Raw genomic sequence first — 20,572 nt, 5'->3', positions numbered from 1 at the left:
CCTCACCGCGGCGCAGCCCAGTCCTCACCCCCGGGCGCAGCCCACTCCGTCATTCCGGCATGCTTTTGGCCGGAATCCAACGCTGCCGGTGTGGATCCCGGCCAAAAGCGCGCCGGGATGACGGGGCGTCTATTCGCCGAGGTGGGCCGTGAGCCAGGCCGGGAATTCGGTGAGGTCGCCGAGCACCACGTCGGCCCCGGCGGCCGAGAGTTCTTCGGCCGTGTACGGCCCGGTGGTCACCGCCACCGACACCGCGTCGGCGACCTTCGCCGCGCGCACATCGCCGAGGTGGTCGCCGACGTAGATCGCGGCGCCGCGCTCGCGCAGCACCTCCCCCTTCTCCTCCGCCCAGGCGCCGCCGACCAATTCGTCCACCGCGAGCCCGAGGTGGTCGAGATGCAGTTGCGCGTGCGGACCGTTCTTGGCCGTGATCACCAGCACCCGCCCACCGGCCGCGTGCACCGCCGCGAGCGCGTCGACCACCCCGGGGAGATGCTCCGCCGCCGCCACCGCCAACTCCGGATAGAACTCCCGGTACATCGCGACAATCCCCGGCACCTCGTGCTCCGGAAACCACTGCGCCGCCTCGTGCGCCAGCGGCGGTCCCAACCTCGACACCACCAGCTCGGAATCGATCGCCACTCCGGTCTTCGCCGCGACCGCATCCCACACGGCCGCGATCCCCGGCCGCGAATCGATCAACGTCATATCCAGATCGAACCCGACCACCAACCCGCTCGCACGCTCACCATCCACGCCCCGACCCTACGACCTCCCGCGCGAACGTCCCCCGACCTGCCCGCCCGAACGTCCCCCGACCTGCCCGCCCGAACGTCCCCCGACCTGCCCGCCCGAACGTCCCCCACCCGCCCAGACCGCTGGCCCGAACCGCCCCGGCCGACAGCAGAGACGACCGCAGAGCCGACCGCACACGAACAACCTCGCGCGGCGGGCACGAGCCTCGAAGTGGTCCTGACCAGGCAACTACCGCCGGCCTCCGCCGCGGTCGATGCGCCACGCGACGGAAATCCGCAGGCGGCGAACTCGGCCGTCGAATTAGGCTCGGGCGCATGCCAAGCGAACAGGGAACGTTTTTCTGCGGGACGGAGCTCGCGGCACGCATCGAGCGGGTCGAGACGGAGCTGATCAGCACCGGTAGCACGGCCGCATCCGAGCGGCTCGGGGCCGGCCGTGGGTTCGTGATTCCGCTCGCGGGCGGGGTGGCCGCGTTCGCGGAGGACGGGTCACCGCTGAACAAGGTGGCCGGGCTCGGGTTCGCGGGCGTGCCCGAAGTCGCCGAGCTCGAGGAGATCGAGCGGCTGTTCGCGGAGCGGAACTCGCCGGTGCAGGCCGAGGTGTCGCAGCTGGGCGACCCGGGCGTCGGGGAACTGCTCACCGGGCGCGGGTACCGGCTGGTGTCGTTCGAGAACGTGCTGGGCCTCGAACTCGATGGCGAGCGCGCCGCGGTCGTTGCCGAAGGAGTCGATGTGCAGGCCAGCGGCGACGACGAATTCGATGCCTGGCTCGACGTCGTAGCCGAGGGTTTCGCGCATCCCGACGCCCAGGGCGTGGCCTCCCACGAGCAGTTTCCCGCCGAGGTCATCGCGAACGCGATGCGCGATCTCACCGCCGCCGCCGGAATCCGCAGGTATCTGGCGAGACGTGGCGGCGAGGTCGCGGGCGGGGCGAGCCTGCGCATGTCCCAGGGTGTAGCCCAGCTCACCGGTGCCGCAACACATCCCGCGCATCGACGCCACGGCGTCCAGTCCTCGCTCCTGTCGGTGCGGCTGGCCGACGCAACCGCGGCGGGCTGCGACATCGCGGTGGTCACCACCCAGCCCGGCTCGAAATCCCAGCAGAACGTCCAGCGCCAAGGCTTCGCCCTGCTCTACACGCGCGCCATCCTCGTCAAAGACTGAGGGGCTCGTCTGACAAAACCGCCCGTCAGCCCGGTAGACGGTGTGCGGCAATGGGTTTCAACCGCTCGCGCAGTTGCTCCCCGTCGTCGCCGAAGATCTGCTCGTCGGTGTCGACGGCGGTCCGCACCCCCTTGCTCGCCAATTCCCTTCCGGCGGCGGTGAGTTCGATGCGCAGCACGCGGGCATCGGCCGGGTCCGGGCGGCGGATCAGCAGTTCGCGTTCCTCCAGTCCGCGAATCACCTTGGACGCCATCATGCGATCCGACCCGGACATGTCGGCCACCTGCTGCTGGGTGGGCGATTCACCCTGCCGACTCAGCCAGCCGGCCGAGGCCAGCAGGTTGAACTGGGTAGGGGTGAGCCCGAGCGGGCGCAGATTGCGTTCCAGCGTGGCCCGCCACTCCAGCGCGGCGTGGTGCAGCCAGAATCCCGGACTCATCAGCGGACCCCGTGGTTCAGCCACGTCGTAGCGCCTCCTGTTCCAATGCGGCGAAGGTCAGCGGCATGTCCGCGCGCATGGCCTTCTCCCAGACGAGCTTGAACAAGGGCCCGAACGGCCCGTGGATCTCCACATTCTCCGCCACCCGCACGGTGCCGTCGCCGAGCGCCTCGTAGGTGCGGTGCCCGCGCAGCTTGCCGAACGGAATCCCGGCCTCGCTGGTCCACGAGACCCCCGGTTCCACGGCCACGATGGTGAACGGCCCCGCGGGCGCGCCCTTCGGCTTCACCCACCCCTTGGTCCCGGCCGCGAACTCCCCGTCGATGCGGGACTTCTCCTCGTGCGGATCCCAGTCGGCCCAGCGGTCGACATCGGTGGCGACGGCCCAGATCTTGTCGACATCACCCTTGATCACGGCGGTTTCGGTGAACGAGTACATCATCGGAATCAACTCCACTCGGGAAAGTTCTGTTGTTGCGACAACAGTAACCGTAGTCGCGACAACAATCAAGCCTTTTCGGGGAAATCGACCCGGTGCGCGGACCGGTGGCGGACGACATCGACTGTCGCCGCCACCGGCCCCACTCGTTACGGAGCTAGCGCGTAGCCGAGCGGGCGCGTGGTGAACGTGCCCCGGCCCTGCGTTCGGCTGCGCAATCGCGTCGCGTAACCGAACAATTCGGCCAACGGCACCTCGGCCGTGAGCACCATGGTGCCGATCCGAGTCACCGAACCGGTCACCCGGCCGCGCCGGGCCGCCAGATCACCGAGCACCGCGCCCACGTAGTCCTCCGGCACCGTGGCGGTCAACTCCACCACCGGTTCCAGCACCGCCATGGCGCAGGCCCGCAAGGCTTCGCGCACGCCGAGGCGACCCGCGGTGCGGAACGCCAGGTCCGACGAATCCTTGGAGTGCGTCGCACCGTCGGTGAGCGTGACCCGCACGCCCGTGACCGGGTGACCCAGCGGCCCTTCGGCCAAGGCATCGCGACACCCGGCCTCGACCGCGCGCACGAATTCCGCCGGCACCCGGCCGCCGACCACCGTGGACTCGAACTCGAAACCGGTTGCCCCGGGCTCGGATTCGTTCAGCGGCCGCACATCCAGCACGATATGCGCCCACTGCCCCGACCCGCCGTCCTGCTTGACGTGCCGGTACGTCAGGCCGCGCACGCCGCGCACCACGGTCTCGCGGTACGCCACCTGCGGCCGGCCGACCGTCACGCTCAGCCCGCGTTCGCGGCGCAACTTCTCCACCACGACCTCGAGGTGCAGCTCACCCAGCCCGGCCAGCAGCGTCTGCCCGGTCTCGGGATCGGTCCGCACCGTCAGCGACGGGTCCTCGTCGGCCAGCCGGGCCAGCGCCACCGCCAGCTTCTCGGTGTCGGCGCTGGATTTCGCCTCCACCGCCACCGAGACCACCGGCTCGGTAGGGGCCGGCGGCTCCAGCTGCACCGGCGCGTCCGGCGCGCACAGGGTCGCGCCGACCCGGACCGCCTTGGGTCCGACCAGTGCGACGATGTCACCCGCGATCGCGGACTCCACCTCCTCGTGCCGATCCGCCTGCACCCGCAGGATGCGCGCGATCCGCTCGCGGCGACCGCCGGACGCGTCGAATACGGTGTCGCCCTTGGTCATAACGCCCGAGTAGACGCGCACGAAGGTGAGCCGCCCGGTCGGGGTGGCATGCACCTTGAACGCCAGCGCCGCCAGCGGCTGCGCCGGATCCGCGTCGCGGCTGCCGTCGCCGACCGCGGGACGGTCCAGCGGCGAGGGCAGGTAGGCCACGACGGCATCCAGCAGCGGCTCGATGCCGATATCGCGGTAGGCCGCGCCGCACAGCACCGGGACCACCTCACCGGCGAGGGTCAGCTCGCGCAGCGCCGCGGTCAAGGTGTCCGCGGACAGCCCGGAGTGCTCGACGAACTCCTCCAGCGCGGCCGCATTCCGTTCCGCCACCGCCTCTTCCAGCTCGCGCCGGGCGCGTGCCACGTCCGCCGCCAGCCGATCGGGCACCGGACCTTCGACCAAGCCGCCGTCCCAATGCAGCGCCCGCGGCCGGACCAGGTCGACCACGCCGGTGAACACGTCACCGGAATACACCGGCAGCTGCACCGGCAACGGAACCGGGTGCAGCCGTTCCCGAATCGAGGCGACCGCGGCGGTCAGGTCCGCGCCCGCGCGGTCCATCTTGTTGACGAACGCGATGCGCGGCACGCCGTAGCGGTCCGCACGCCGCCACACCGATTCGCTCTGCGGCTCCACGCCGGCCACGGCGTCGAAAACCGCTACGGCGCCGTCCAATACGCGCAGGGAACGCTCGACCTCGTCGGAGAAGTCGACGTGGCCGGGGGTGTCGATGACGGTCAGCCGGTGGCCGGCCCAGCGGCAGCTCACCGCCGCCGCGAAAATGGTGATGCCCCGATCCCGTTCCTGCGGATCGAAATCGGTGACGGTGGTGCCGTCGTGCACCTCACCGCGCTTGTGGGTGATACCGGTGAGAAACAGTATGCGCTCGGTCACCGTGGTCTTGCCCGCGTCCACGTGCGCGAGAATGCCGAGGTTACGAACGGTAGCAAGGGTGTGTCGAGAAATGTTGGTACGCACGGTCATACGTCCTTCGGGCTGATCTTGTCCAGAACAGCGCGATTCCCCGGGACTCGGAGTCCAGGGGTGTACTCAGTACCGGCCGCGCAGCCGGCACCGAGCCGGCGAAGACACCAGGATCACCTCGAAGCGCGGACGGGCGACGACGGCGGTGCGATTGTCACGCATGACCGGCCCTTCCTGGTCGAGAGAATGTTCGGCGGAACTTCCCATCCCGCCGGGTGAACGTAACAGTGCAACGCCGCCGGTGTCGCGTGAATTTCCGCGCGGCCCAACGGCAATCACATCGACAGGTGGCCGAGGTGGATCACGGCGAGGTTGGCGACCACGAGCAGCGGGAACGCGACCGCTGCCGTGCGATGGCCGAGCTGCCAGAGCCCGAGAGACGCGCCGCCGAAGAGGGCGACCTTGGTGGCGACGGCCGCTACCGGAATCGAGTAGGTGGCCTGCGGTGCGGCGAACAGACCCCAGAGCGTCATAGCGGCGACGGCCAGGCCCACACCGAGTAGAACCCGGGCGATCCGCCCGCGTCCGGTACGCACACCCCAGTAGGCGAGGGCGCCCACGGCGATGAGTTCCAGGACGAAGGCCAGGGTGAGGTTGGCGGCGGACCAGGCGGTGGCGATCATTTCAACTCCGAGATCAGTGCTCTCTACTGAGATCAATAGTCACAGACCCATAGCCCGCCGTCAAGAGCAGTGCTCCCGCTTTCGCCGAACCGCGAAAAACCAAGGCCCCCGGGCGGAGCCGGGGGCCTGGATGATGAGAAGAGTGGCGGCGAGGAGAGCGGGGGCGCTGGAGTATCTACCCTAAGAATGAGAAGGAAGCTCCCCCATGGCCTCGCCGTGCACCACGGTAGCAGTCACTCCGGGATCAGGTTACCCAGATTCTCGGGCGTGAAGACCTGGGAACCCGGCGGCAGGCCATCCGGCCGTTCCAGGCCGACGAAGACGACCGGCTCCTCGAAAGCCTGCCCCGCCCAAGGGATCACCTCGTCCGCCAGCAGATTCGCGAGATAGCCGACGGTCAGGTACCGGCGATCGACCACCGCCCGCGCGAGCGCCGACGCCGACACGCGATTGTTCTCCACCGCATTGAACTCGGGTTCGCCCGCGAGGTTCAGATGCAACCACTTCGCCCGCCACTCCCCGGAGTCCGCGCGGAAGAAGACCAGCGGCAACGCAACCCGCCCGGCCCCACGCAATTCGGATTTCGTGCGCACGGTGCGCGGTTCGTAGGGCAGGCCACGCTGATCGCCGTCACGGAGCATGTACCCGAAGAAGGATTCGGCCACCTCGTCGAAGCCCTCACCGGAGAACACATTCAACTGCGGCACGATCGCATGCGCCGTCACCTTGTCCAGGTCCAGCTCGATGAACTCGGACGCGCCTTCGGGTGCGGCGGTGATATCGCCGGAATGCACGCCGCCCGCCTCGGTGAGGTTCGTGTACGACAGCCAGCCCTCGAGTTCGTACTCCGAATCCAGCAGCAGGGCCGAGAGGTCGAAATCGGTGGTGGCGGCCGACTCCCGCCAGTACACGAAAAACCGCAGCCGCTCACCGCGCACCGGCGATACGGAGCCGCGCGGCAGCACACCGAGTCCGCCGCTGATCGCCTTGCCGCTCAACGGTAGTGCGACGTCCATGACATCCGGATCGATCACCAGGCGGGTGAGCGCGGACAGGCGGCGCTTCACCTCCGCGTCCAGCAGCCCGCGCAGCCGCTCCAGCACCGCGGCATCGATCGGCGCCCGCTCATCGGCGACCACCCGGCCACGGCCCAGACGATTGGCGAAGATCCGCTGTTCGACACCCTCGCGGTTGTCGAGATGCTCACGGACGGACAGGATCACGCGCGCCGACGCCTTGCCGACGGTGTCCTCCACCGCGCACAAGACAGCCTCCGTCGCCGCTTCCGACCCGCTCGACCGCAACAGCCGATCGAGAGAACGCAGCAGCAGACCGGGTGCATTTCTCAGCAACTGGGCCGCGCCCGCCACGTCCCCCTCCGCGAGCAACGCCTCCAACCTCGACGCGAACGACGGCGCGCGGCGCTCACCCCGGGCGACCGCGAAAACCGCCGCGGCGTGCTCCCAGCGCGGATATTCGTGCGGATGCAGCCGCTCCCCCAACCGCTTCCACGCCTCCCGGTGCGCGGCCACGTCACCAAGCTTGGCCGGCTGCTCCGCGACGATCGCGTCCAGCGCGGCCAGCAGGCCACGACGCGAACGCCGGGACAGGGAACGAAACCGGGTCGGAGTCAGCAGCGACACATCACCGTTCGACAGCAGGCACGCCAGGCGCAGAATGTCGGTGACGGTGTCGGCCAGCAGCTTCGCACCCGCTGCCAGCCGCACCTCGTCGATGATCGCTCGATGCTCGCGCACGGGAATGGAATCCGGCTGCGGGCACGACGCGCAATACAGCGCCAGTTCACGCAGCACCGCCAGATCCTCGTCCCCCAGCGGCGTAGCGCACCCGGCCAACGCCAGATAGATCCCCGACAACTCCTCCTCGACCGACCCGCCGAGGTGCAGCAGGGTGACACGATCCCGCACGGACTCCACCAACGCATCGTGCGCGGCCACCATCTCAACGTAATCGTGCTGGTAACGCCCATACTTCGGCAGCGCGAGCAGATTCAGCAGACCCTGCTCCAAACCGTCCGCCACCGCGGCCGCCGCCAACTCGTCACCGAGCGCATCCAGCAGACAGTCCGTCCAAAACTCCACGGTGTCCGGCACATTCGCCGGGAAATCCTTGAAATACGCATTGTGCTCGACATGCGCCCCCACCAGCCGCCGCACAATCCCCAACGTGCGCACCGCGACATCGATCACCGCCCCCGGCGCCAACCCCGCCAACCGCCCGAACAACTCCCCAGAAAGCTTGAACCCCACCGACATCAACACGGCATCGAACTGCCGCGCAGCCACCACCCCATCCCCCGCCGGCCCCTCCACCCCCGGCACCCGCAGGTTCCGCCGAACAACGAGCTCTACCAGATCCCAACTCACCCAAGGATCTTCCCAAAAAACGCCGAAAGCCCCCAGCCAATAAGCTGGGGGCTTTCGCGAATGATGTTCCGGCGGTGTCCTACTCTCCCACACCCTGTCGAGTGCAGTACCATCGGCGCAGGTGGCCTTAGCTTCCGGGTTCGGAATGGGACCGGGCGTTTCCCCACCGCTATAGCCGCCGTAACAGACTACCCGGGTGGCACGCCCGCGACCGGAATGCCTGCCGGGTGAATGCACCGGAAGTGTGGTTACGTCGCCTGCCCTACCGGACCTTCGCTGACGCGACACAGGAGACGTGACTCGCCTACCAGCCCACGGGCTGCACGGATCACCTTTTACTACATTCCTCGAGCAGTTTTCGCGGTTGTTGGAAGGGTCAGGCTTCTGTCAGTTTGCGTTTGAGGACTTTGCCGGTGGGGTTTCGGGGGAGTTCGGGGAGGAAGGTTACTTCGCGGGGGACCTTGTAGCGGGCCAGGTTTGATTTTACGTAGTCTTTGATGTCGGATTCGGTGCAGGTTTGGGTGTCGTGGGTTACGACGAAGGCTTTGAGGCGGGCGCCGAATTGGGGGTCGGGGACGCCGATTACGGCGGCTTCTCGGACTGCGGGGTGGGTGTGGAGGAGTTCTTCGACTTCGGCGGGGAAGACGTTCTCGCCGCCTGAGACGATCATTTCGTCGTCGCGGCCGTCTACGAAAAGTCTTCCGGCGCTGTCGAAGTGGCCGACATCGCCGGAGGACATCAGGCCGCGGATGATTTCCTTGTGGCCGCCGCCGGTGTAGCCCTCGAACTGGATGGTGTTGCCGACGAAGATGCGGCCCGTCGCGCCGCGGGGGACCTTCCTGCCCTGGTCGTCCAGGATTTCGACGCGTGCGCCGAGTACGGGGCGGCCTACGCAGCCGGGCTCCTCGGCCAGGTCTTGGGGGGTGGCGATGGTGGCGTAGGCGACCTCCGTCGAGCCGTACAGGTTGTAGACCACGGGGCCGAAAGCCGCCGTCACGTCGCGGCAGAGTTGTGCGCCCAGTTGGGAACCGGCGACGAAGACGATGCGCAGGGCCGACAGATCGTGGCCGGTGAGGGCTTGGCCGCCGAGGTCCATCATGCGGGCGAGCATCACGGGGACCACGATCACCGTGGTGGCGCGGTGTTCGGCCATGGAGTCGATGGCGGTCTGCGGGTCGAAGCGGCGGCGGATCACCAGGGTGGAGCCGAAGCCGAGAGTGAGCATGGCGCAGGCGAATCCGAGGGTGTGGAACATGGGGGCGCAGCATTCGGTCACCTCGTTCACGCGGAACGGGACCTTGGACAGCAGACCACCCAGGGACAGCAGGGATTTCGGCTCGGCGCGGGGCGCGCCCTTGGGGGTGCCGGTGGTGCCGCTGGTCAGCAGGATGATCTTCGCTTCCGCACCGGGAGCCGGTGGGGCGCTGGGGGAACCGGTGGCGATCAGGGCTTCGAGACTGTCGTCGCGGGGCTCGTCGGTCCAGGCGCGGAAGCTGCCGCGGCGGGGGTGGACCTCGTCGAGCATGTGCGCGTATTCGTCGTCGTAGACGAGCAGGTCGGTGCCCTCGCGGGTGGCCACGTCGCGGATCTGCGGACCGGCGAAATCGGTATTGAGCAGGATGATCTTGGCGCCGCATTTGGCGGCGGCGAAGACGGCTTCGATCAGGCCGCGGTGGTTGCGGGCCAGGATCGCCACGCCCTCACGGGGTTTCAGGCCGTGCGCGCGCCAGGCGTTGGCCAGGCGGTTGGAGCGGTCCTCCAATTCGGCGAACGTGAGCTCGCCGCGTTCGTCGATGATCGCGGTGCGGGTGCCGTATCTCGCCGCGGACAGGCGCAAGCCCGCCGCCAGGGTGCCGTAGCGGAGCATGGCGGTGGCGGCGGACAGCAGCACGGCGGGTGACTCGAGGCGGGCCAGGCCCGCGCCCACCACCAGGCGCGCCGATTCGGCTTCCAGGTAGGCCCGCTCCCCCAGCGATTTGATCAGCAACACCCCGGACCTCCTCGTCCAACCCTCCAGTGTGGGGGCATCTGCCCTCAAACTAACGGTACGGGCGAGGGGGCGCGACCGGAACCGTGGCGTCGGAGCCAGTGCAGGAGTAGCCGATTCCGTAGCTCTTCGAATCCAGCTTGGCGAAACAGCCGAACGGCGCGGGGCCCGAGGAACTGAGTTGCAGCGCTGAACCCGCGGTCGGATCGGCGCAGATCAGGCCGGTCTGGTCCATGCGGCACTCGTAGTCGTCGAAGGTCAGACGGCTGCCGTAGGTGAGGGTGGCACCGTAGCCGAGGGCGAATTGGCCCTGATCGTTCGCGGCGCGGCCGACGCCCGCGGTCTCGCCGGGGAAGTCGACCCAGCCGGCGTTCCATTCCGTATTGGGATGCCCGGCCGGGCGCGGCGGCGGGTTGTCGAAATTGACCAGGCAGCTGAGACCTGGCGCGTCGGCGGCCGCCGATCTGGGGGTCATGCACTGGATCTTCTTGGTGGGACTGGTGAAAGCGACGGCCGTGCCGAGATCGGTCGCGGTGCCGTCGGTATCGGTGGCGGTGTGGAACTTCGCCGGATCGACCTGGGCGCCGGCGCGGATCCAGGCGAGGACCGTGGCCAAGGGGGCGCCGGCGGGCGGCGGGGTGGACTGTGTCGCGGTGGCAGCGCCGGCCGTGAATTCCGTTGCGGCCAGTGTGCTCTCGGACTGTTTGCCGAACTGGCTGCCGATGAACACACCCGCCGCCGCCAGCACCGCCATACCCAGCGTCGATGCCGCCGCGATGGCCACGAACTTGCCGATCGGCGCCGGATCCCGGCTCGGCGGGGCCGGCGGCTGGTAATCCGCCGCCACCGGCACGTACACATCCGTGTCCTGCGACCACAGGTCGTCGCGCCGACCCTGCTCCGTCGACATCGACCTACCCCGATTCCGTTCACACGCAGGCACATCCAGCCCGCCCCGCACGGAGCATACGGCCAACGGCAGCGTGGTGAATCGGTGTACCGATCAGCAGGTGAGCTAGAAGCAGTACGGGAACTTGCAGGTGTTCGGGTCGTTGGGGCCGAAGATGAGGGTGACCAGGCCGTTGATCAGCGCGTCCGTCAGTCCGGACCCGGTATTGAAAGCTACTGGGTACAACATGCCAATGCCCTTTCCGTGACGATCCTTTTCGCGAACCCTCAGGCTACGAAACAAGCCGTCTTGCCGGTATCGGGCATGTGCCCGATACCGCGCGAAGACCGGGCTCGGCGAAGATCGATGCTGGACATATCGCAGCAACCAAGTGGAGGGATCGTATGAACAAGTCGTTGAGTATCGCCGCACGCGTTGCCACCGTGGCCATCTCGGGTCTGGGGTTCGCGGCCGTCATGGGCCCGGGCACCGCACAGGCCGCGCCGCAGGACTGCCAGGTGCAGAAGGGACTGTTCGACGCGACCGCCACCTGCGCGGCCGACGGCGGTTCGAATTACGTGCTCCACCTCGACTGCGTGGGCCTCTACGCCAGCGGGCCGTTCCCGCTGTACGCCGTCGGGTCCTACAAGGTCCTCAGCTACCCGTTCACCCCCTCCGGCGCCTCGACCACCGTTGCCTGCACCGGCATGGGGCCCGGCGTGCTGGCCGTCGCCACCAATGCCTTCGTCGAGGTCTACAACGGGTAGCTCCCCGACTGTGATCGATCACGGGGAATGGGCCAGGTGCCCCGTTTCGCACCGATACCGCTTAACCTCGCTGGTGCACAGCAATTTGGGCTAGAAGGTGGCAGTAAGCGTGATCGGTACGCGGGCGAAGCTCGATGAATTGGCCAAGATCCTGGAAATGGCCGCGGAACCCGCGGGCGAGGCCGGGGTGGCCAAACGGGAGAAGAAGGGGATTCCCAGTGTTCGGCAGCGGGTGACCATGCTGCTGGACCCGGGGACGTTCATCGAGACGGGAGCGCTGGCACGCCAACCCGGTCAGCCGGACGCGCTCTACGGTGACGGACTGGTCACCGGGCGCGGGCTGATCGGGGGGCGGCCGGTGGTGGTGATCTCCCACGATCAGACCGTGTACGGCGGATCGGTGGGCGTGACCTCGGCGCAGAAGTTCATGCGCGCACTGCAATTCGCGTTCGACAACGCCTGCCCGGTGGTGACGATCAACGATTCCGGCGGGGCGCGCATTCAGGACGCGGTGGGGTCCATCGCCTCGTTCGGCGATATCTCGCGGGTGCTGGAGAAGCTGTCCGGCTATGTGCCGCAGGTGTCGATCATTCTCGGCAAGTGCGCGGCCGGTTCGGTGTACGGGCCGATCAACACCGACGTGCTGATCGGGACCAAGGATTCGTACATGTTCGTCACCGGGCCGGACGTGATCAAGGCCGTCAACGGTGAGGACGTCACCGCCGAGGAGCTCGGCGGCGCGGAGGTGCAGGCGCGGCGCGGGACCCTGCATCACGTCGCCGACACCGAGCGGGAAGCCTACGAGTGGGCGCGGGCCTACCTGAGCTACATGCCCACCAGTTGCCTCGAGCAGCCGCCGATCGTGAATCCCGGTCTGGAACCGGAGATCACGGCGCACGACCTGGAACTCGACAAGATCATTCCGGACTCGGATCGCGCCGGCTACGACATGCACGAGATTCTGCTGCGATTGTTCGACGACGGCGAATTCCACGAGGTGCGTGCGCAATTCGCGCCCAACCTGATCACCGGGTTCGCCCGCGTCGACGGGTACCCGGTCGGCGTCATCGCCAATCAGCCACTCGTGCTGGGCGGTTCGATCGACGCGGCCTGCTCGGACAAGTCGACCTATTTCATCCGGCTGTGCGACGCGTTCAATATTCCGCTGGTGTTCGTCGCCGACACCCCCGGCGTGCTGCCCGGTCTCGCGGAAGAGGCTGCGGGCGTGATCATTCGCGGCGGCCGCACCCCGCGCGCGATCATCGAGGCCACCGTGCCGATCATCAACCTGGTGGTGCGCAAGTCCTACGGCGGCGCCTACGGCATGATGGCCGCCCGGCAGGTCGGCGCGGACATCAGCCTGGCGTGGCCCACCGCCCGCATCGCCGTGATCGGCGCGGACAGTGCTGTCGATTTGCTCGGCAAGCGCCAATTGGCCGCCCTGCCGGAAGAACACCGCGCCGCCGCACGGGAATTCATGGTCAACCAGTACAACGAAACCATCGCGACGCCGTGGATCGCCGCCGAACGCGGCTACATCGACGCGGTCATCGAACCCCATCGCAGCCGGCTGGAAATCCGCCACGCCCTGCGCCTCCTGCGCGACAAGCCCAAGGTGAAACCCGAATTCAACCCGCGCAAGCACGCCATCTACCCCATGTGATCGGTTGTGCGCTCACCGAGAACTCTCGGTGAGCGCACAACCGAACGGCATGTCTCCCCCGTTTCGCCGGTCGGTGCGCTTGGGTGGCTGCGTGCTGAAAAGTTGCTGCGCTGCGGCCAAGTTCGCGCGATGACCTCCGCGATCGCCGGTCGCCTGAAGAAGCGGATGGACGACTTTCACTTCGGCCGGGTCGCCGGGGAATGGGGTGGACGGCATATCCTGCACGGTCGAGCGCCGGGGCCGGGGGCGGTGCTGGTCAACAGCAACAATTATCTCGGACTGGCCGGTGACCCGCGGATTGCCGCGGCCATGTGCTCGGTGCTGAACCGCGGCGAGGTGCTGGCGTCGGAGGTGTTTCTGCACGGGAATCACCCGCAGCTGGATTTGGAACGGGCGCTGGCGGAATTTCTCGCCGCGCCGGCGGGCATCCTGTGTCAATCCGGGTGGGATGCCAATGCTGGGCTGTTGCAGTCGGTCGCCGATGGTGACACACCCGTGTATGTAGACCGCATCGCGCACATGTCGCTGTGGCACGGCGCGAAACTGGCGGGCGCGCCGAGCTTTCCGTTCCGGCACAACGACGTCGGCCATCTGCGTGAACGGATTGCCGAATACGGGCCGGGCGTTATCGCGGTGGATTCGATTTACAGCACCAATGGGAGCCGCTGCCCGCTCGACGAGATGTGTGCCATCGCCGAGGAGACGGGGAGCCTGCTGGTCGTCGACGAGTCGCATGCCCTTGGCACCGATGGACCGGCAGGCGCCGGGATGGTGGTCGAGGCGGGGCTTGCGGCGCGGGTGCCGTTTCGGGTCGCCAGTCTGTCCAAGGCCTTCGCCGGGCGGGCGGGGCTCGTGGTCGCCAACGATCCGCGGTTCGTGGACTACTTCAAGATGGAGTCCTATCCCGCCGTCTTCTCCTCCACCTTGCTTGCGCACGATATTGCCGGGCTCGCGGCGACGCTGGCGGTCATCCGGACCGACGAGCACCGGCGCGGCCGATTGCGCGCGGTGTCGGCGCGGGTGCGAGATGGGTTGCGCGAGCTCGGATTCGATCTCGAGGACTCCAGCAGCCATATCGTGCCCGTGCTCACCGGGCCCGACGACCGTGCTGTCGCGATTCGCGATCTGCTCGAGGAGCACGGGGTGTTCGGATCGGTGTTCTGCCCGCCCGCCACCTCGCGCGGCCGCACCTTGATCAGGCTTTCCCTGCATGCCGGAGCAGATTCACGATGAACCGTGTGATCCTGGCCGCCGCGATCGCGGCCGGTCTGATGCTCGCCACCGCGTGCGGCACCGAGACCGCATCGAAGCCGACGTCCAACCAGTCCCAGGCCCTGACCATCGGCGTCAAATACGATCAGCCCGGACTATCGGTCAAGGGTCCGGATGATGTGCAGCCGAAGGGTTTCGACGCCGACACCGCGCGTTATGTCGCCGGAAAGCTCGGCGTGAATCCTGAGCGGATCACGTGGAAAGAGGCGCGCTCCGATCAGCGCGAGCACATGCTGGCCGACGGCGCGGTCGATTTCGTCGTCGCGTCGTACTCCATCACCGCCGATCGGTTGAAAGACGTGTCCTTCGCCGGGCCGTACCTGGTCGCGGGCCAGGATCTGCTGGTGCGCAAGGACGATACGGCCATCAACCGGCAGGAGGATCTGGATGGCCGGACGGTGTGCACGGCGCAGGGCTCCACGTCGGCTCAGAAGATTCAGAAGGACTTCGCGCAGGACGTGCAACTGACTACGCAGCAGACGTATTCGGCGTGTGTGGACCAACTGCGCACGGGTGAGGTGGATGCTGTCACCACCGATGACGTGATTCTCGCCGGCTACGCGGCTCAGTACCCGGACCAGCTGCGGGTCGTCGGACACCCATTCACACGTGAGCGCTACGGCATCGGCGTCAAGAAGGGCAATACCGATCTGCAGGCCAAGGTCACCCAGGCCATCCGGGACATGATCTCCGACGGTTCCTGGCAACGCTCCGTCGATGCCAATCTGGCCCCGTCTGGATACCACCCGATGCCGCCTCCGCCGGTGTTCAACGCTCCCGACAAGACCGTCGCCGCGGGCGATCCCGCCACGCTCGATCCGGAGCTGGTCCGGACGGTCGACGGTCTCGCCGACACCGCAAACAAGCAGAACATCGACTACACCGGCACCATGGTCCACCGCGACGGCCAGTGGAAACTCTGCGACCTGCGCGCCGACTTCGTCGAATCCTGACCCCGCACTACACCTGACCGCCGATCTGGCGCAGCAGCGTCACATCGTCGAAAACCGCTCGCGCCGTGGCGATCTTGCCGTCCCGCACGGTGTACATCCCGATCTGGGTGTACTCGACCGGCCGGCCGGTCGCGGCCACACCGCGCAACATGGCCGAGTGGGTGCCGCGAATGGAGATGCGCACCCACACCCGGTCCCCCTCGGCAACGATCTCCTCGGGCGTGAACGTCGCATCGGGCAACGCCTCGAAGTAGGCCAGCAAAAACGTCTGGTAATCCGCAACCGTGAACGCGCCCTTACCCGCCCGCTCGGCCAACGTCGGAAACTCGCAATCCTCCGTGAAGCAATCCCAAATCGCCTGCAGATCACGCGTATCCACATCCCCCACCACCAGAAAGTGACGGATTGCCTCGGTGTTGACAGCTTCGATCGTCTGAGCCGACATCAGTTTCTCCAATAGTCTCAATGAGATGGTCTCAACAGTATCGAAGATATAGTCCCAGCGAGACTGTGTCAACGGCATAGGACAACCCCTGCAAGAGCTGATCCCGGGGGAAGCGGCCAACGCCGACGGCGAACCGAACGCCAGTGAGGAAAATGTGCCCTCGGCAGGATTCGAACCTGCGACACCCGCTTTAGGAGAGCGGTGCTCTATCCCCTGAGCTACGAGGGCTGAGCTGCCGGGCGGCGGGGCCGCCGGGCGGATCGTCGGGGAGTCTACCTGGTGGTGGGGGTGGGGGGCGCATCCATTGGGTGGGTGGGGGGTTTCAGGGGTGGGATGCTACGGATTCGTCGTAGTCGGCGGGGGTGAATGTTCTTGTCTTCCAGCGGAAGAGGGCGGTGGCGCCGGGCCAGTTGTTGGTGATGCGGCCGGAGGCGTTGCGGTACCAGCTGGAGCAGAAGTTCCAGGGGGTGTCGGCCAGGCGGCGTTGTAGCCAGGCGTCCCAGGATTGTTCGGCGTCGGGGCGGGCGGAGAGGGAGCGGCCGGGGTGGGCGGCCAGGTATTCGATGACCTGGCGGATGTAGCGGGCTTGGGATTCGAGCATGTAGATGATCGAGCCGGAGCCGACGTTGGTGTTGGGGCCGTACATCATGAACAGGTTGGGGAAGCCGGGGACCGACATGCCGAGGAAGGCGCGGGCGCCCTCGGGGGACCATTCGTCGGCGAGTTTGCGGCCGTGCAGGCCGTAGATGTGCATGGGGGCGAGGAATTCGGTGCCCTTGAAACCGGTGCCGTAGACGATGACGTCCACCGGGTGCTCGACGCCGTCGGCGCTGCGGATTCCCTTGGGGGTCACGGCCTCGATGGGCTGGGTCTCCACGGTGACATTGCTTTGCGCCAGGGCGGGGAAGTACGCGTTGGAGAACAGGCCGCGTTTGCAGCCGGCGGCGTAGTCGGGAGTCAGCTTGGCGCGCAACGCTTCATCGGGCACCTGCTTGGCGCGGTGGCGGTCGGCGAGGGCGATCACCGGATACTTCATGGCGGGAATGTCGGTGAGGGCCAAGGCCAGCACCTCGAACAGGCTCCAGATGGCGAAGCGTTCGGCCAAGCGCGTGCCGGGCACGTGTTTGAACATCGCGTGATGCAGCGCGGTGTACTCGGTGTCGAACTTGGGCAGCACCCAGGCGGCCGAGCGTTGGAACAGCGTCAGGTGCGCGACGGCCGGCTGGATCTCCGGAATGTATTGGATCGCACTGGCTCCCGTGCCGATGCAGGCCACCCGCTTGCCGCGCAGCTCCACCGAGTGATCCCATTGCGCCGAGTGGAACGCCGCGCCGGTGAAGCTGTCGATGCCGGGCAGATTCGGCATGGCCGGGCGGGAGAGCTGGCCGACCGCGGGGATGAGCACCTCGGCGGTATGGGTGGCGCCGTCGGCGGTGCGGACCCGCCACACCCCGGCCTGTTCGTCGAACTCCGCGTCCACCACCTCGCTGCCGAAGCGGATGCGGGCGGGCAGATCGTGCTTCTCGGCGACCGCGCGCATGTAGTCGTGGATGTCGCGCTGCTCCGAGAACCGCCGGGGCCAATCGGATTTCGGCTCGAACGACCACGAGTACAGCGGGGACGGCACATCGCAGGCCGCGCCCGGATAGGTGTTCTCGCGCCAGACGCCGCCCAGATCCGCGGCCTGCTCCAGGATGGTGAAATTGCCGATCCCGTGTCGCTTCAGTTCCAGGGCCATACCCAGCCCGGCGAACCCGGCACCGATGATCAGAATGGACGGCTCTCGCTGCATAGCAGCAACGGTAGGGGCTGTTGTCGCTGGTCACGCAGACATCGCCGGTCAGGGAATCGGTATTTTCGGCCACCCGACTGGACAGCCAGGTGTCCGAGTCAATATATTCACGGAAGTTCTTACTCCAATTTACTTGTCCTGGTTAGTGATTGGCTATTCTGCGCCGCCGCAGGGGGCTGCGTCAGCACGCCGACGACCGATCAGGATTGCGGAGCCGGTCGGTCGTCGTGTTGGGCGGCGGCGGGTCGGCAGGAGCTGCGGGCGGCGAAGGTGGGGTTCGTCGCCCGCAGCTCGATTATCTTTCGGCTACGCTCGCCGCAAGTGACTCAGTTCACTCCCCAGTAGGAACGTGCAAGGAGCGGTTGGGAAATGTTGAGCACCATGCAGGACGAGCAGCTGTCGTTGGCGACGCTGCTGCGCTACGCGTCCACCTTCCAGGGCGACAGCCACGTCTCCACCTGGACCGGCGACGGCGTCCGCACCCAGACCTATCGCGAGATCGGCCAGGATGCCGCGCGCCTCGCCAATGCCCTGCGTGACCTGGGCATCGGCGTCGGCGACCGGGTCGGCACGTTCATGTGGAACAACAACGAGCACATGGTCGCCTACATCGCGGTGCCCGCCATGGGCGCGGTGCTGCACGCGCTCAATATCCGGCTGTTCCCCGAACAGCTGGTGTACGTGGCCAACCACGCCGAGGACCGGGTGGTCATCGTCGACGGCTCGCTGGTGCCGATGTTCAACCAGTACCTGCCGAACCTGCGGACGGTCCGCCACGTGATCGTCGCCAACGGGGACGTCGCGACCGTGCAGGCGCCCGAGGGCGTGACCGTGCACGCGTACGCGGAACTGCTTGCCGCGCAACCCGACAGCTACGACTTCCCGGTCATCGACGAACGCTCCGCCGCGGGCATGTGCTACACCTCCGGCACCACCGGCGACCCCAAGGGCGTCGTCTACTCGCACCGCTCCAACTGGCTGCACGCCATGCAGGTCATCTCCCCCAACGGCATGGGCTTCACCGCCGCCGACACCGTGCTGGCCATCGTGCCGCTGTTCCACGCCAATGCCTGGGGCATCCCGTACGCCGCGCTCATGTCGGGCGCGAATGTGCTCATGCCCGACCGCTTCCTGCAGCCCGCGCCGCTGCTGCAGATGATGGAGCAGGCGCGGCCGACCTTCGCCGCGGCCGTGCCCACCATCTGGGGCGGCGTGCTGGCCGCGCTGCAGGCGCAGCCGCAGGACATCTCCTACCTGCGCACCTGCGTGGTCGGCGGCGCGGCCGTGCCGCCGTCGATGATGCGGGCCTTCGAGGAACGCCACCACGTGAAGCTGCTGCACGCGTGGGGCATGACCGAGACCTCCCCGCTGGGTTCGGTCGGCCACCCGCCGGCCGGGTCCGAGGGCGAGGAGGCGTGGGCCTATCGCTACACCCAGGGCCGCTTTCCGGCCGGCGTGCAGGCGCGCCTGGTCGGCGACGACGGCAGCGTGCTGCCCAACGACGGTGAGGCGCTGGGCGAGCTGGAGGTCAAGGGGCCCTGGATCACCGGGTCGTACTACTCCCCCAGCGGCGGCGAGGTGGATCCGGACAAGTTCCACGACGGCTGGCTGCGCACCGGCGATGTCGGCAAGATCAGCCCCAACGGCTACCTGACGCTGGTCGACCGGTCCAAGGACGTGATCAAGTCCGGCGGCGAATGGATTTCGTCGGTGGATCTGGAGAACGCCGTCATGGGCCATCCGGCCGTCGCCGAGGCCGCCGTCATCGGCATCCCGGACGAGAAGTGGGACGAGCGGCCACTGGTCGCCATCGTGCTGGTCGAGGGCGCGGAGGCGAAACCCGAAGAGCTGCGCGACTTCCTGGCCCCCAAGTTCGCCAAATGGCAGCTGCCCGAACACTGGACCTTCATCACGGAGGTGCCCAAGACCAGTGTCGGCAAGTTCGACAAGAAGCGGCTGCGGGCTCAGCACGCCGACGGCACGCTGACGGTCATCACGCTGGCCTGATCAGAACGCCCTGATCAGAACAGCGACTGCTGGTCGGCGGCGATGAAGAAGCCGTGGCCGTCGACACTGCAGCGGACGCCGGCCGAGCTGGATTCGCAGATGACACTGCGGTCCCCGATCGTCTGGCCGTACTCGAGGACCTTGCCGCCGCCCTCGTGGAAACCGGGGGCGGTGGAGCCGTCGGTCGGCGGGCCGACGAAGACGCCCTGGTTCAGGCAGACGAACTGCGCCTGGCCGTTCATGACCGTGGCGGCCACCTCGTGGGCCGGATTGTTGGCGCACTCCAGGCCGGCGGGGATGACGGTGGCGTTCTTCAGCTGGCAGCCGACGGTGTGGAGGTTGTCGACGTAGATGCCGCATTTGATGTTCTTGCTGGGCGACTGGAAGTAGACGTGGCCCTGCTGCTCGAAATCCCGGGCGTCGACGTTCACGTCGTCGCGATTGGGCAGGGTCGGGGTCGCCTTGGCCTGGGTGGTGCCGGGGGCCGGATTGCCTTGACCGGGCTGCCCGGCCTGGCTCGTCTGCCCGGGCTGTGGGGCCGCCGGGCTGGTCACGGGCGTGCCGGTGTCGGGATCGCAGCCGGCCAGGGCGCCGACCAGCAGGACGGCCGCGGCCGCGGTGAGGAACGCACGCATGATCACGTCGCTTTCAGTCATCAGGGAAATGGCTGGATCGCACTGGGGTGTGCGGGAGAGAGAGGGGGGTGGCGCGCCATGGGCATTTCGATTCGCCCACAAGAAGATTCGCGGACGGCGGGGAAACTGTTAGCGGATGTAAATGCCCAGGGTTCTACGGGCTTGACGGCGATCGGCGGCC

At 67.6% G+C, this 20,572-nt stretch carries 18 protein-coding genes, 1 tRNA gene and 1 rRNA gene; 6 read left to right on the top strand and 14 right to left on the bottom strand.

The window, feature by feature from the left end; translation table 11 throughout:
• Positions 1–129 precede the first annotated feature (129 nt).
• Entirely contained in the window at positions 130–756 is a 627-nt protein-coding gene (locus D7D52_RS05770; protein WP_246023652.1) for an HAD family hydrolase, read from the bottom strand.
• A 314-nt stretch (positions 757–1,070) separates the two neighbouring features.
• Here D7D52_RS05770 and D7D52_RS05760 point away from each other — a divergent pair, with 314 nt between their 5' ends.
• Entirely contained in the window at positions 1,071–1,919 is an 849-nt protein-coding gene (locus tag D7D52_RS05760; protein WP_120735378.1) for a GNAT family N-acetyltransferase, read from the top strand.
• 25 nt (positions 1,920–1,944) lie between these two features.
• On the opposite strand, the gene D7D52_RS05755 is transcribed toward D7D52_RS05760, so the two are convergent.
• The 9 genes from D7D52_RS05755 to D7D52_RS39815 all read right to left on the bottom strand — a co-directional run bounded on the left by D7D52_RS05755 (position 1,945) and on the right by D7D52_RS39815 (position 11,106).
• Positions 1,945–2,382: a MarR family winged helix-turn-helix transcriptional regulator gene (locus D7D52_RS05755; protein ID WP_162958172.1), complete on the bottom strand. Its 438-nt coding sequence runs from the start codon at positions 2,380–2,382 to the stop codon at positions 1,945–1,947.
• On the bottom strand, positions 2,375–2,815 hold the full coding sequence (locus tag D7D52_RS05750; protein WP_120735376.1) for an SRPBCC family protein: 441 nt from the start codon (positions 2,813–2,815) through the stop codon (positions 2,375–2,377). Before D7D52_RS05750 ends, D7D52_RS05755 begins: the two co-directional genes overlap by 8 nt.
• Before the next feature lie 131 nt (positions 2,816–2,946).
• Entirely contained in the window at positions 2,947–4,965 is a 2,019-nt protein-coding gene (gene fusA, locus D7D52_RS05745) for an elongation factor G (RefSeq protein ID WP_222932791.1), read from the bottom strand.
• A gap of 281 nt (positions 4,966–5,246) precedes the next feature.
• Complete coding sequence (locus tag D7D52_RS05740; protein WP_120735374.1) at positions 5,247–5,594, bottom strand: YrdB family protein; 348 nt, start codon at positions 5,592–5,594, stop codon at positions 5,247–5,249.
• Between the two features lie 233 nt (positions 5,595–5,827).
• Positions 5,828–7,900, bottom strand: coding sequence for a TerD family protein (locus D7D52_RS05735; protein ID WP_222932790.1), 2,073 nt, complete (start codon positions 7,898–7,900; stop codon positions 5,828–5,830).
• 147 nt (positions 7,901–8,047) lie between these two features.
• Positions 8,048–8,164 (bottom strand): 5S ribosomal RNA (rrf, locus tag D7D52_RS05730).
• A gap of 193 nt (positions 8,165–8,357) precedes the next feature.
• Positions 8,358–9,971 (bottom strand): acyl-CoA synthetase, encoded by a 1,614-nt coding sequence (locus D7D52_RS05725; protein WP_246023651.1) that lies wholly within the window; start codon positions 9,969–9,971, stop codon positions 8,358–8,360.
• A gap of 49 nt (positions 9,972–10,020) precedes the next feature.
• A complete protein-coding gene (locus D7D52_RS05720) occupies positions 10,021–10,878 on the bottom strand; it encodes a hypothetical protein (protein ID WP_120735372.1) in 858 nt (285 codons plus the stop codon).
• 105 nt (positions 10,879–10,983) lie between these two features.
• Positions 10,984–11,106, bottom strand: a complete 123-nt coding sequence (locus D7D52_RS39815) for a hypothetical protein (protein ID WP_281279170.1) — start codon at positions 11,104–11,106, stop codon at positions 10,984–10,986.
• 155 nt (positions 11,107–11,261) lie between these two features.
• Between D7D52_RS39815 and D7D52_RS05715 the strand changes: the two genes are divergently transcribed.
• From D7D52_RS05715 to D7D52_RS05700, 4 genes are all read left to right on the top strand, one after another.
• Positions 11,262–11,624, top strand: coding sequence for a hypothetical protein (locus D7D52_RS05715; protein ID WP_120735371.1), 363 nt, complete (start codon positions 11,262–11,264; stop codon positions 11,622–11,624).
• Positions 11,625–11,733: 109 nt separating this feature from the next.
• On the top strand, positions 11,734–13,287 hold the full coding sequence (locus D7D52_RS05710; protein ID WP_425464611.1) for an acyl-CoA carboxylase subunit beta: 1,554 nt from the start codon (positions 11,734–11,736) through the stop codon (positions 13,285–13,287).
• A 129-nt stretch (positions 13,288–13,416) separates the two neighbouring features.
• Complete coding sequence (cqsA, locus tag D7D52_RS05705) at positions 13,417–14,520, top strand: alpha-hydroxyketone-type quorum-sensing autoinducer synthase (protein ID WP_120735370.1); 1,104 nt, start codon at positions 13,417–13,419, stop codon at positions 14,518–14,520.
• On the top strand, positions 14,517–15,512 hold the full coding sequence (locus D7D52_RS05700; protein WP_120735369.1) for a glutamate ABC transporter substrate-binding protein: 996 nt from the start codon (positions 14,517–14,519) through the stop codon (positions 15,510–15,512). The genes cqsA and D7D52_RS05700 overlap by 4 nt, the downstream gene beginning before the upstream one ends.
• Positions 15,513–15,519: 7 nt before the next feature.
• Here the strand turns inward: D7D52_RS05700 and D7D52_RS05695 are convergent, their stop codons facing one another.
• The 3 genes from D7D52_RS05695 to D7D52_RS05685 form a co-directional block, all read right to left on the bottom strand.
• Positions 15,520–16,035 carry an ester cyclase gene (locus D7D52_RS05695; RefSeq protein ID WP_120735368.1) on the bottom strand — a complete coding sequence of 172 codons (516 nt, stop codon included), beginning with the start codon at positions 16,033–16,035 and terminating at the stop codon, positions 15,520–15,522.
• 77 nt (positions 16,036–16,112) lie between these two features.
• Positions 16,113–16,185 (bottom strand) — tRNA-Arg (locus D7D52_RS05690).
• Between the two features lie 94 nt (positions 16,186–16,279).
• Complete coding sequence (locus tag D7D52_RS05685) at positions 16,280–17,749, bottom strand: flavin-containing monooxygenase (protein ID WP_120735367.1); 1,470 nt, start codon at positions 17,747–17,749, stop codon at positions 16,280–16,282.
• A gap of 369 nt (positions 17,750–18,118) precedes the next feature.
• On the opposite strand from D7D52_RS05685, the gene D7D52_RS05680 reads away from it, so the two are divergent.
• Positions 18,119–19,756, top strand: a complete 1,638-nt coding sequence (locus D7D52_RS05680; protein WP_120735366.1) for a long-chain fatty acid--CoA ligase — start codon at positions 18,119–18,121, stop codon at positions 19,754–19,756.
• A gap of 14 nt (positions 19,757–19,770) precedes the next feature.
• Here D7D52_RS05680 and D7D52_RS05675 read toward each other — a convergent pair whose 3' ends face one another.
• Complete coding sequence (locus D7D52_RS05675; protein ID WP_246023650.1) at positions 19,771–20,412, bottom strand: hypothetical protein; 642 nt, start codon at positions 20,410–20,412, stop codon at positions 19,771–19,773.
• Positions 20,413–20,572: the final 160 nt, after the last annotated feature.

The organism is Nocardia yunnanensis, from assembly GCF_003626895.1.
GTDB lineage: Bacteria > Actinomycetota > Actinomycetes > Mycobacteriales > Mycobacteriaceae > Nocardia > Nocardia yunnanensis.
This window is presented reverse-complemented; position numbering and strand designations above follow the sequence as displayed.

Coding starts and splice junctions, on each gene's coding strand:
- D7D52_RS05715 (WP_120735371.1), top strand. CDS start 11,262: ATGAACAAGTCGTTGAGTATCGCCGCACGCGTTGCCACCGTGGCCATC.
- D7D52_RS05720 (WP_120735372.1), bottom strand. CDS start 10,878: ATGTCGACGGAGCAGGGTCGGCGCGACGACCTGTGGTCGCAGGACACG.
- D7D52_RS05675 (WP_246023650.1), bottom strand. CDS start 20,412: ATGACTGAAAGCGACGTGATCATGCGTGCGTTCCTCACCGCGGCCGCG.
- D7D52_RS05700 (WP_120735369.1), top strand. CDS start 14,517: ATGAACCGTGTGATCCTGGCCGCCGCGATCGCGGCCGGTCTGATGCTC.
- D7D52_RS05740 (WP_120735374.1), bottom strand. CDS start 5,594: ATGATCGCCACCGCCTGGTCCGCCGCCAACCTCACCCTGGCCTTCGTC.
- D7D52_RS05760 (WP_120735378.1), top strand. CDS start 1,071: ATGCCAAGCGAACAGGGAACGTTTTTCTGCGGGACGGAGCTCGCGGCA.
- D7D52_RS05685 (WP_120735367.1), bottom strand. CDS start 17,749: ATGCAGCGAGAGCCGTCCATTCTGATCATCGGTGCCGGGTTCGCCGGG.
- D7D52_RS05695 (WP_120735368.1), bottom strand. CDS start 16,035: ATGCCGTTGACACAGTCTCGCTGGGACTATATCTTCGATACTGTTGAG.
- D7D52_RS05680 (WP_120735366.1), top strand. CDS start 18,119: ATGTTGAGCACCATGCAGGACGAGCAGCTGTCGTTGGCGACGCTGCTG.
- cqsA (WP_120735370.1), top strand. CDS start 13,417: ATGACCTCCGCGATCGCCGGTCGCCTGAAGAAGCGGATGGACGACTTT.
- D7D52_RS39815 (WP_281279170.1), bottom strand. CDS start 11,106: ATGTTGTACCCAGTAGCTTTCAATACCGGGTCCGGACTGACGGACGCG.